Consider the following 11879-nt stretch of genomic DNA (forward strand, 5'->3'; position numbering starts at 1 on the left):
CATCTCATAAGGAGTACTATCCGGGCAACATTTCAACTTCAGCCCCCAAGACCAGACTACGACAACTGTAATCTGCGAGTTGCATTACTCTATAATATCCAGCCATAACGCCTGCATAATCAGACCTTTATTGAGGGATCGACTTAAGATGTCATCAGACAACGCACTGACACTACTGCTGGTTCACGACAGCTTTGAAGAAGCCAACCGCATTGTCAGCCTGTTACGGAATGCCAACTATCGCGTTGAATCCAAACACGTCGAGAATGAAGCGGTCCTTTCCAAGTTACTGCAGGACAGAAGCTGGGACCTGATCATCGGTCAGTTCAATGGCACTCAAACCCCGGTCAAAAGCATTTTTGCGCTGTTGCGTCGCCTGAATACAGACACGCCCACCATTCTCATTTCTGACGAGTACAACCCCCAATCCATTGTCGAAGGTCTTCGCCTGGGCGCCGAAGATGTAATCCCCATGGATGAAGACCAGCACCTGCTGCATGTACTGAGCCGCACCCTGTTCAACCTGGAGCAACGCCGTCAATTGCGCCATTGCCGACGCAAATATGCCGACTCGGAGGGCCGTTGTGACCGTCTGCTCGGCTCATCTGTAGACGCCATTGCCATTGTTCAGGAAGGCACCTACCTATTCACCAACGACAGTTTTTCACAACTGTTTGGATATCTGGACAGTGACAGCATGGTTTGCCTGCCGGTCATCGACAGCATTGCCCCGGAAGATCAGGGCCGGCTGAAGGAATTCCTCCGCCCCATCGATGGGGAAGAAGATATCTTTGTCGAAAAACTGACGTTTACCGGCATGACCAACGACCGCATTCCAGTGCCCATTGAAGCGCGCATTGCCAAGGTCGATTACCAGGGTGAACCCGCGCTGGAGTTCCTGATCGCCAGCGATTTTCTCGAGGGTGGACATGAAGGAGGGCTCAACGCCACTGTCAGCGGCCTCCAGGAAGATAGTGATGCCGTGAGCATTCAGCGCGACAAAGTAATCGACATGGTGAACATTGCGATACGCCAGGCAGCGACCAAGCACAACAGTGCCATCATGCTGTACATCACCCTGGACAACTACCCCAGTATTCTGGAAGAGGTCGGCGTTCAACAGACCGAACAACTGGTCACACAGCTGGTGGACAAGATCAACGAGGAAAACCCGGAAGGCTACCCTCTCAAGCGGTTCAAAGAAGACACCTTTGTCATGATCATGACCAACACCGGGACCGATGCGGGGATGCACTATGCCACCAAGCTCTGTGAAGCCGTTGCATCACATATTTTCGAGCTGAGCAACCTCACACGAACTGTGACGCTTGGCATCGGAGCTTCCGTCATCAGCGAGACAGTAACCACAGCTGAAGGCTGTATTGATCGGGCCCTGTCAGCACTCAATGAACTTTACAGAGCAAATAATGGCAGTTTTGCCAACGGTGCCAAGCTCTATGAATCCGAAGTCGGCCACGAGTTTTGTGAGGAAGATCTGGACGACGTTGCCAGGAACATGCTGGAAAGCAAGCAATTCGAATTGTTCTACCAGCCAATCATTCCTCTGCAAAGCCAGGACGATGAGTTCTACGAAGTGCTACTGCACACCAAGGACAATGAGAAAACAGCAGCTTTGCCGGACAACTTCGTTGCCAAAGTGTTTAAAACCAACGTAGCCTCGGAAATTGATCGCTGGGTGATTCTCGAGTCCTTCAAAACACTGTCAGAAAAGCTCAAGTCCTCACCCAAAACCCGACTGTTCATTAATATCAGCATTCAAACCATTTGTGACGACACCTTCATCACCTGGCTCAAAGTCGCTCTAAAGGCTTCAAGCCTGTCACCTCGGCAGGTGATTTTTCAGCTGCGGGAAATTGATGTGGCCCAGCAATTTAATCGTTCGGTCGACCTAATTAACGAGCTTAGAAAGATTAACGGCGATGTAGCCCTATCCCATTTTGGCCTTGCCATCGAGCCCATGACCCTGCTGCAAAAACTTTCAGTCAACTATGTCAAATTCGACAGCGTCATTGTCGAGAGAGCCTCCCAACAGGACGGGGGCATGTCAGAACTGGAAGAGCTTATCGGTCGACTCAAGGAAGATGAAAACGAGCAGATTATCGTGCCGTTCGTCGAGAGAGCCGAGATGATACCAGCCCTGTGGACCTCTGGAGTGCACTATATTCAGGGCCACTTCCTGCAGTCCCCATCAAGAAGAATGGACTATGACTTTAACGACGAAGAGTCGTAACGCTTAAGACCCGGCCAAACGCTGATTAGGACTGGGGCCAGAACAACGTATCCCGGTCACTCAGTCCCATCAGGTAAAGGATCCCGTCCAACCCCAGCTTGGAAATTGACTGCTTGGCATTTGCCTTCACCAGCGGTTTCGCTCGGAAGGCAATACCCAAACCGGCAATACTCAGCATCGGCAGATCATTAGCGCCATCTCCCACGGCAATCACCTGCTCCAGTGAAATATTTTCACGGGCAGCAATATCACGCAGCAATTGAGCCTTTCGCTGACCATCCACCACCTCACCGGTAACCCGACCGGTCACCTTGCCGCCTTCAATCTCCAGCTGGTTCGCATAGACATAATCGATACCCAGCTGCTCTTGGATACGCCGCGCAAAAAAATCGAAACCGCCAGACAGAATTGCCGTTTTGTAGCCCAGACGCCGCAAATTGGAAATCAGCAGTTCGGCACCCTCGGTGAGCTTCAGCCGGGCCGAAATGGCATCCAGCACGGAGGCATCAAGCCCCTGCAGCAACCCCAGGCGCTTGGAAAAACTGGCATTAAAGTCCAGCTCGCCACGCATCGCCGCTTCGGTAATAGCCGCAACTTCATCACCAACACCCGCCTCCCGTGCCAGCTCATCGATGACCTCCGCTTCGATCAACGTGGAATCCATATCAAACACCACCAGGCGCCGGTTACGGCGGTAGATATTGTCTTCCTGATAGGCGATATCGATATCCAGCTCCGTGGACAACTCCAGCAGTGAGGCGCGAAGAGCTCCCAGGTCATCGGGTTCTCCGCGAAGGGAAAATTCCACGCACGCCTTGGTATTGGCCTCTATATGCTCAAGCGGCACACGACCCGAAAGGCGGGTAATTTTGTCAATATTCAATCCCTGGGTGACGGTGACTGCCGTCACTCGGGCAATATGGTGAGCTGCCACCCTGCGCGCCAGAAGCGTCACGATATGCCGTGGCTTGCCCTGTTGGGCGACCCAGTGCTCGTAACTTTCCTCGGAAATTGGCTGAAAGCGGACTTTCATATCCATGGCGTGAAGGCTGTAGAGAATTTCCTTCTGTACTTTTTCCGGGGACTGCCCTTCCGGAATCTTAGCCAGGATGCCCAGGTTGAGATTGTCGTGAATCACCGCCTGTCCGATATCCAGAATGTCAGCTCCGTGCTCATCCAGCACCCGGGAAACCGCGCTGGTAATACCGGGCTTGTCTTCCCCGGCCACGTTGATCAGTAGAATCTCTCTCACATTGACATCCATTATGGGCAAATCAGTCCACCATCTCTTTGGGGCGGGTATTATAGGAGAGCAACGGATAAGATAGAATGCGCCATTCTTAAACATCGCAGGGAATTATCGCCCCATGGGCAAGCTAGCAAAGTCATACGCCATTCAACTGCCCGCTATTGCCCTCATTTCCTCCATCCTGTTCGGTGCTGCCCTGCTCTTCGCACTTTCCTTACAGCTCAATGAGCTGGCTGAGAAACAGGGAAAACAGCTCAGTCAAACCCTGGCCCATCAGTTGGCCAAGGCCGTGCGGGATCCACTAATTCACCGCGACAACCTCAGTCTCCAGGTTGAACTGGATGAATTAATCACGCTGGAAGGCGTGCAGCGGGCAGCAATTTATGATGTTAACCAGCACCTCATTGCCGAGGCGCAACGTCGCATGACCAGGGGTGCCACCCAACATCAGCAGCGCAGTCCGGTGAGTATAGAAACCGCCACCGTCGGTTATGCCACGGTGTCACTGACAGAATCCTACATGACTCAGGGTACTACCCGCGTACTGATAACTGCCGGGGCAATCTGGGCCATGTTCACACTGGCACTGGTGTTACTGGCCTATCTCACCGGGAAAAATCTCTCCGAAAGAATTGCCAGGTTAAACGATCAACTCCCCGGAAACGATGAAGATAAACCACTGGAGGAGCTCGCAACCCTTGAACACAGACTGGTGCCTTTATTGGCCATACCCAGCAGAAAGCCAGTCCCGCAGGACAACAAGCCCGTGGCGCTCCTGGGCATTGCCTGTCGAAATCTGGCGCGCCTGGAAGCGCTAGTAAACCGGGAACACTTTGAGTCGCTTATGAAGCAGCTGGACCAGCTCATAGAACGCACATTGCACCTCTATGGCGGGCGCCGACTGCACGGCGAGCACTACAACGTTTATATCGAATTTTTGGGCAGCGATAACGAAGATGATCAGACCATGAACGCAGCCTACTGTGCTGCCGCACTGCTGCGACTGTCTGGCGCCCCGCTGCAGGGTGAAGGCGTCACCGTTGACCTTGCCGCCGCTGTATTCCCAGGAATTTCCCATATCACCGGCTCGACACTGCTCGACGAGCAGACACAGGCGCAGCAACTTCAGGAGCTTCGCGACCTGCTGGAAAAATCGGAAAAGGGAGAAATTCTCCTCAACCAGGCAACCAGCGACCACCCCTCAGTCGACGAACTAGACCTCACACCGCTGGCGGAAGGCAGCCCGTTTTGCCGCATTAATGGCTTCGGCGAAGACGGCGAGAACCTGTTAGCACGGCAACTGGCGGTACTCTCCCACCACTAGGGCCTATCCCGCTCATATCCCAGCGCTCCCTTCACACGTTTTACGCTTAGAAATTTACGTTTACGTAAACGTAAATATAAACTACAGTTTTCATAGAGAAACAGTTTTAAAGGGGTTCCAAAGGCAGGCTATGGCAGATCATTCCGAGTTCAATATTGGTGAGTTGGCGCGAGAATTCGGCGTCACCACCCGCACCATCCGTCACTACGAGGAGATTGGCCTGTTACAGCCCATGCGTCGAGGCCAGGCCCGCATCTACAGCCCAGCTGATCGCACCCGGCTGAAGCTGATCCTGAGAGGCAAGCGCCTGGGTTTCAGCCTGGATGAGAGCCGTGCCATTGTTGATCTCTACGATCCTGCCCGCGGCAACAAAGAGCAACTTCAGGCCCTGTTGGCACGCATTCAGCAGCAACGTGACAAGCTCAATGCTCAGCTAACCGACATCAAGCAGATGCTGTCATCCCTTGATGACGCAGAAGAAAGCTGCCGCAAGGCCCTTAAAAAGGCCCGGAAACAAGAAAAGAAACAAACAAAGACTCAAGCAAATAAAAAGGGCAAAACATGATGGGAGGGACAGTATATGACCACCCCGTATCAAAGCCTCGATTTTCAACTTGGCGAAGACATTGACCTGCTACGCCGCAGTGTCCAGCAGTTTGCCAGCAAGGAAGTAGCACCCAGAGCGGCACAAATCGACCGGGACAATGATTTTCCCCGGGACCTATGGCCAAAGCTGGGGCAACTCGGCCTGCTCGGCATCACCGTGCCGGAGCAATACGGCGGCAGCGGCATGGGTTTTCTGGCCCAGGTAGTGGCCATGGAGGAACTGTCCCGGGCCTCAGCGGCGGTGGGGCTTTCCTACGGCGCCCATGCCAACCTCTGCGTCAACCAGATCTACCGTCACGGCAGTGAACAGCAGCGGCAGCGTTACCTGCCGAAGCTATGCAGCGGTGAGCACGTGGGTGCATTGGCCATGTCCGAGCCCAACGCCGGCTCCGATGTGCTGTCCATGACCCTGAAGGCAGAAAAGCGCGTCGACCAGTTCCTGCTCAACGGCAACAAGATGTGGATCACCAATGGTCCCGACGCGGACACCTGTGTGGTCTACGCCAGAACCGGCGGCAACTCCGAAAAGAACTGTCTCACCGCGTTTATTGTCGAGCGGGAATTTCCCGGGCTCTCCCACCACCAGAAGCTGGACAAGCTGGGCATGCGCGGCTCCAACACCTGCGAGCTGGTGTTTGAGGAGTGTCCGGTGCCAATGGAAAATGTGCTCGGCGGCGCAGGCAACGGTGTGGCAGTGCTGATGTCCGGCCTGGATACCGAGCGCGCAGTGCTGGCCGGTGGACCGGTGGGCATCATGCAGGCCTGCCTGGATGTGATACTGCCCTACATGCACCAGCGCCGCCAGTTCGGCCAGGCCATCGGCGAATTCCAGCTGGTTCAGGGCAAACTGGCGGATATGTACGCCGGGCTGAATGCATGCCGCGCTTACCTTTATGCGGTGGCCACCGCCTGTGATCGCGGCCATGAATCCCGAAAAGACGCCGCCGCGGTGATCCTGTTTACCGCTGAAATGGCCACCCGCATGGCCCTGGATGCCATCCAGCTTCTTGGCGGCAACGGCTACATCAACGACTTTCCCACCGGTCGCCTGCTGCGGGATGCCAAACTCTATGAGATCGGCGCCGGCACCAGCGAGATCCGCCGCATGCTGATCGGCCGGGAACTGTTTCGGGAGACCGCTTAAGCGGCCCAACTGGAGGCATGTGTCATGGCCATCCTCAGCAGCAAACTCGATACCAACAGCCCCGAATTCCTGCAGAACAGCAAGCATATGCAGGGTCTGGTAGAGCGTCTTGAGCGCACCCTCAATCAGGTGCACCAGGGCGGCGGCGAAACTGCCAGGCAGCGCCATAGGAAGCGCGGCAAACTGCTACCCCGGGAGCGCATTGCCCATCTGCTCGACCCGGACAGTCCCTTCCTGGAACTGTCCCCCCTGGCCGCCTGGCAAGTGTACGAGGACGCAGTGCCTGCGGCTGGCCTGATCAGTGGCATCGGCAAGGTGTGCGGGCAGGATTGCCTGATCATTGCCAACGACGCCACCGTCAAGGGCGGCACCTACTACCCGTTGACCGTCAAGAAACACCTGCGCGCCCAGCAGATCGCCGCTGACAATCAGCTGCCCAGCATCTATCTGGTGGATTCCGGCGGCGCCTACCTGCCCAGCCAGGACGAGGTATTCCCGGACCGCGAACACTTCGGCCGCATTTTCTACAACCAGGCCAACCTCTCGGCCCGCAATATTCCCCAGATCGCCGTGGTGATGGGTTCCTGCACCGCCGGTGGCGCCTATGTACCGGCCATGTCCGACGAGACCATCATCGTCCGTGAACAGGGTACTATCTTTATCGGCGGCCCACCGCTGGTTAAAGCGGCTACCGGTGAAACCATCAGCGCCGAGGAACTGGGCGGTGCGGATCTGCACTGCCGCACCTCCGGGGTGGCAGACCATCTGGCGGAGGACGATCACCACGCCCTGGAACTGGCGCGGCACTGTGTCGCGCGCCTGAACCGTAAACACCCGGCACCATTCGACCTGGCAACACCGGCGGAACCGCTATTCGACCCGCTTGAGCTGTACGGGGTGATCCCCGCCGAGCGCCGTCTCGGCTACAACGTCCGCGAGGTCATTGCCCGGCTGGTGGACAGCTCCGAGTTCGGCGAATTCAAAGCATTGTATGGCCCCACCCTGGTTTGCGGCTTTGCCCGCTGGCAGGGCTATCCCATCGGCATCGTCGCCAACAACGGCATCCTCTTCAGCGAGTCCGCCCAGAAGGGCGCCCACTTTATCGAACTCTGTGCCCAACGCGGCATTCCACTGCTGTTCCTGCAGAACATCACCGGCTTCATGGTGGGACAGCGCTACGAGGCCGGCGGCATCGCCAAGCACGGCGCCAAGCTGGTAATGGCGGTGGCTTGTGCCAGGGTGCCAAAATTCACAGTGCTGATCGGCGGCTCCTACGGCGCCGGCAACTACGGCATGTGCGGTCGCGCCTACGACCCGCGCTTCCTGTTCATGTGGCCCAATGCGCGGATTTCCGTGATGGGTGGCGAACAGGCCGCAGGGGTACTGGCCCAGGTCAAACGGGAGCAGCTGGAGCGTGAAGGCAAACCCTGGAGTGAAGATGAGGAAAAGGCTTTCAAGCTGCCTATCGTCGAGCGCTACGATGCACAGGGCAACCCCTACTACGCCTCAGCAAGACTCTGGGACGACGGTGTCATCGATCCACTGCAGACCCGCCAGGTGATCGGCCACTGCCTGGCCATTGCCGCCAACAACCCGCTTGAGGAAACCCGCTTCGGGGTTTTCCGTATGTGACCAAAATAGGTGATTGTTATGAGCAAGCCCAGTGTCACCACCCAGATCGACCAGCGAGGCGTCGCCACCGTCACCCTCAATCGCCCGGAGCGGCACAACGCCTTTGATGACGCCGTCATCGCCGAGCTGAGCGCGGCTTTCCACAACGTGGCTGGTAATGACAGTGTCCGGGTGATGGTGCTGGCCGCTGCGGGCAAACACTTTTCCGCCGGGGCGGACCTGTCCTGGATGCGGCGCATGGGCAACGCCAGCTACGACACCAACCTCGCGGACGCCGAGGCCCTGGCCAATATGCTGCGCACCCTCAACGAATTACCCAAACCCACCATTGCCCGGGTACAGGGAAGCGCCTGGGGTGGCGCCCTGGGACTGATCTGCTGCTGTGATCTGGCGGTGGCTACCAGCAGTGCCACATTCCGCTTCAGCGAAGTGCGACTGGGACTGGTGCCCGCCACCATCAGCCCCTATGTGATCGCCGCCATCGGCCCGCGTGCGGCGCGACGTTACTTTCTCAGCGCCGAATCCATCAATTCTGACACCGCCGAAGATCTAGGTCTGGTGAGCAAAATAGCGAAGGAATCAGATTTAGACCCGGTAGTGGAAAACTGGATCGATCACCTGCTACAGAATGGCCCCCAAGCCATGGCGGAAGCAAAACGCCTAATCGCGGAAGTAAGCGGAAAGCCGCTCAGCGATGAACTACTGTGGCACACCAGTGAAACCATTGCCCGACTGAGGGTTTCGGAAGAAGGACGGGAAGGCTTATCTGCTTTTTTAGAAAAACGTGCGGCCAAATGGCAACAAACACCCTGACGAGACCATTATCAGGTTAAAACAAGAGCAGCGACCAAACGATGACTACTAGGGTCAGTCCCAGCAACTGGGCGGCGCTGCCCATGTCCTTGGCTCTTTTTGAAAGCGGGTGGATATCCATGGAGATTCGATCCACGGCGGCCTCAATGGCGGAGTTGAGCAACTCGATGATCAGCCCCAAGAAAACGACACCGATCAGCAACGTCCGCTCGATCCTGTCCGGGGTAATCCACAGTGCCAGCGGTATCAGTAGCAGATTGAGCCAGACGATCTGCCGAAATGCCGCCTCACCCCGATACGCCGCCGCCAAACCATCCAGTGAATACCCGGTGGCAGCGAGGATTCGCGATAAACCGGTACGCGCCTTGAACACCTCAGCAGTCAACGGCTGGCTGTGTTTACCTGCGCTCATATCGCGCTCCTCAATGCGAGGCTGTGTTTGTACTGACGCTGCAGCAATGCCCAGTCCTGATCCAACATGCCTCCGCGGTGGCGTCTGAATTGTTCCATATCCTCTGCCGAAGCCCAGGAAGTTCGCCACCGTCGGCGGCTTTTTTCCAAGTCTAGCAGGGCAATATCGACCCCGCCCTTCGGTTTCTGGTTAACACGCACAAAAATGTGCTTGGGATAAAGGCAGCCGTGCTGCCAGCGAGATGCATGCAGACAACTCAAGGTTTTTGCCAGCTGGTATAACATCTGCTGGTGGATCTCCTCCCCCCAGTAATTTTGAGCCTCAATTCGATACCAGTCCTCAAGAGAGACAAAGCCCTCCAGCCCCTCCGTTACCAGTAAACCCCGCCATTGCCCATGGCTATTTCCCACTCCGCCGTATACAAGCTTCGGCACACAGATGCCCAGCCGACGGTACTCACGGTAAGCTTGTATTTCTCTTTGTATGGTTGGTCTGCCAAGGGGGTAACGTAAAGTACGATAAATATGTCCAGTCTGGCGCTTGATATACAACATGCGCTGACTACCGGGTGGCAGCTCCAAAGACTGTACTCCGCTGGTTCCTCCACGCCGCACATTCGGTTCTTCAACCGTGTTTCCCTGCACACGCCACCAAAGGTCAAAGTTGTCGAGTTGTATCAAGAAGCTAAGCCCCCTTGCTGGAGTGTTGTATTTTTCTCAGGGTGTAAAAACGCCACATCGCATAACCAGGCAGAAAGTCCCGGTGCTCGACAATTTCAAAACCGGCTTCCCTGAATTCCCGCTCGATCACTGCTCGGGGTACAACAAAGCGATTGGCATTTTGGTTATCCCCCCGTTTGCTCTCGAGTCTGCGCCTCCGCCACGCCTTGTAATTGCCATCTACCCATAACGACAAAATTACCGTATCGCGGGTTACCCGGTGCAGTTCACTCAGCAATGCCATACGGTTGGCGCTGTCTGCAACATGGTGAAGCAGGCGCATGCAGAGGATGTTGTCCACGGAATTGTCGTTAAAGTCGATGGCAAAAGCGGAAGTTTGAAAACAGCTGACTTGAGCCACCACCTGCGACGGCTGCATAAGTCTCGCCGTTTCCAACATAGCTCTGGAATTGTCTGCAGCAAAAACCACTCGACTGGGTTTTTCCGCCAACATTGGCCAAAAACGGCCTGCTCCACAGGGAAGATCTAGCACCAGGTCCGGCTCACCCACTGCCTTAAGGCTCTGCCTGGCGAGTCTAATCTCTCGCCAGTTGGATAACCGCCGCCACACGCCCTTTTGATGTTTGTGGTAATACTGCTGGGCGTGGGCCTGATCGTATTTACGAGAAAATTCCAGCTCTATGGGCTGTGAAGATGTCATAGCAATAACCTATGCGGATAGTTGCCTGACAATCTAAAAAAACGGTCGTGAATGTCCTGTCAAATCAACGTGAAAAATGCGTGAAACAGTGTTGAGGACGATCCACTAGCCAAGACAAACCTGAAAACAACTGCCGCCTTCAGGCATCGCCTCTATGCTGATCTGCCAACCCTGGTGTTCACAGATGCGTTTTACTAGGGACAATCCCAGGCCGAGTCCCTCACCCCGCACCTCCGGACCACGAACGAAAGGCTCAAAAATTTCCTGCTGTCGCTCGACGGGGATGCCTATTCCGGTGTCCTCCACTTTTACTACGCCACGGGCAACCACCAGGCGTACCTGCCCACGTTCGGTATAGTGCAGGGCATTGCGCAGCAGGTTGGCTATCACCACGGAGAGAAAGGTGCGGTGGTAACTGCCACCATCCTGGTGTTCAACTACCAATTCAAAACCCAGCCCTTTATCCGTCATCGCTCCCTGCCAACGCTGATACTGCTCTCTGGCCAGGGTCTCCAGCGACGTCTTTTCGGGTCGCCCATCCCGGCTTTCCGTGCGGGCCAGCATCAGGAAAGTCTGCACCAGCTCTTTCATTTCCAGCGCTGCCCTGGTGATGCGATCCACCTGATCCCGCTGGGTGAGGTCAAGGGAGCCAGCATTCAACAGCTCACAGGAAGAAGCAATGATCATCAGGGGGGTACGCAATTCATGGCTGACATCGCTGGTGAAAAGCCGTTCCCGTGAAAGCGCCAAAAGCAATTTGTCCAACGCGTTGTCAAATGCCGCCGCCAGGTGTCCCACCTCGTCATCGGGGTAATCCAGCGCCAGAGGCGGAGAGGCGGGGTGTATCTGATCCCGATACCGAACCTGGTGCGCCAGCCGTGTTACCGGGGCCATCACCTTGCGCGCCATCCACTGCCCCAGTATCCAAGCGGCGACAACACTGAGGAAAAAGCCCAGCACCACAGCCCCGTAGAGTGTCTGCTCCCGCTGTTCAAACTCGTGTTGTTCCTGCACCAGTTGATAGCGCTCGCCAGCCACCGTGCGGGTATAGACGTAAAAGGCCTCTTT

Annotated in this window: 11 protein-coding genes; 6 read left to right on the top strand and 5 right to left on the bottom strand. The window is 56.0% G+C overall.

Features of this window, described 5'->3' with window-relative positions; translation table 11 throughout:
- The first annotated feature begins 148 nt into the window (after nt 1-148).
- Nucleotides 149-2251: an EAL domain-containing response regulator gene (locus tag ACYZYZ_RS05095; protein WP_461483479.1), complete on the top strand. Its 2103-nt coding sequence runs from the start codon at nt 149-151 to the stop codon at nt 2249-2251.
- Nucleotides 2252-2276: 25 nt separating this feature from the next.
- Here the strand turns inward: ACYZYZ_RS05095 and serB are convergent, their stop codons facing one another.
- The gene (gene serB, locus ACYZYZ_RS05100) at nt 2277-3503 is read right to left on the bottom strand and encodes a phosphoserine phosphatase SerB (RefSeq protein WP_461483480.1); all 1227 of its coding nucleotides are present in this window, start codon (nt 3501-3503) and stop codon (nt 2277-2279) included.
- A gap of 115 nt (nt 3504-3618) precedes the next feature.
- Between serB and ACYZYZ_RS05105 the strand changes: the two genes are divergently transcribed.
- From ACYZYZ_RS05105 to ACYZYZ_RS05125, 5 genes are all read left to right on the top strand, one after another.
- The gene (locus tag ACYZYZ_RS05105; RefSeq protein WP_461483481.1) at nt 3619-4824 is read left to right on the top strand and encodes a hypothetical protein; all 1206 of its coding nucleotides are present in this window, start codon (nt 3619-3621) and stop codon (nt 4822-4824) included.
- A 130-nt stretch (nt 4825-4954) separates the two neighbouring features.
- Nucleotides 4955-5389 (top strand): MerR family transcriptional regulator, encoded by a 435-nt coding sequence (locus ACYZYZ_RS05110; protein WP_461483482.1) that lies wholly within the window; start codon nt 4955-4957, stop codon nt 5387-5389.
- A gap of 15 nt (nt 5390-5404) precedes the next feature.
- Complete coding sequence (locus tag ACYZYZ_RS05115; protein ID WP_461483483.1) at nt 5405-6574, top strand: isovaleryl-CoA dehydrogenase; 1170 nt, start codon at nt 5405-5407, stop codon at nt 6572-6574.
- A 24-nt stretch (nt 6575-6598) separates the two neighbouring features.
- The gene (locus tag ACYZYZ_RS05120) at nt 6599-8206 is read left to right on the top strand and encodes a carboxyl transferase domain-containing protein (RefSeq protein WP_461483484.1); all 1608 of its coding nucleotides are present in this window, start codon (nt 6599-6601) and stop codon (nt 8204-8206) included.
- A gap of 18 nt (nt 8207-8224) precedes the next feature.
- Nucleotides 8225-9019, top strand: a complete 795-nt coding sequence (locus ACYZYZ_RS05125; RefSeq protein WP_461483485.1) for an enoyl-CoA hydratase/isomerase family protein — start codon at nt 8225-8227, stop codon at nt 9017-9019.
- A gap of 16 nt (nt 9020-9035) precedes the next feature.
- Here ACYZYZ_RS05125 and ACYZYZ_RS05130 read toward each other — a convergent pair whose 3' ends face one another.
- The 4 genes from ACYZYZ_RS05130 to ACYZYZ_RS05145 form a co-directional block, all read right to left on the bottom strand.
- Nucleotides 9036-9431 (bottom strand): diacylglycerol kinase, encoded by a 396-nt coding sequence (locus ACYZYZ_RS05130; RefSeq protein ID WP_461483486.1) that lies wholly within the window; start codon nt 9429-9431, stop codon nt 9036-9038.
- Nucleotides 9428-10111: a lipopolysaccharide kinase InaA family protein gene (locus tag ACYZYZ_RS05135; protein ID WP_461483487.1), complete on the bottom strand. Its 684-nt coding sequence runs from the start codon at nt 10109-10111 to the stop codon at nt 9428-9430. Before ACYZYZ_RS05135 ends, ACYZYZ_RS05130 begins: the two co-directional genes overlap by 4 nt.
- Before the next feature lie 4 nt (nt 10112-10115).
- Nucleotides 10116-10811 (bottom strand): class I SAM-dependent methyltransferase, encoded by a 696-nt coding sequence (locus ACYZYZ_RS05140; protein ID WP_461483488.1) that lies wholly within the window; start codon nt 10809-10811, stop codon nt 10116-10118.
- A 105-nt stretch (nt 10812-10916) separates the two neighbouring features.
- The coding region (locus ACYZYZ_RS05145) for a sensor histidine kinase (RefSeq protein WP_461483489.1) at nt 10917-11879 on the bottom strand (963 nt) is incomplete at its 5' end.

This window comes from Porticoccus sp., assembly GCA_023261185.1.
In the GTDB taxonomy this organism is placed as follows: Bacteria; Pseudomonadota; Gammaproteobacteria; order Pseudomonadales; family Porticoccaceae; genus Porticoccus; species Porticoccus litoralis.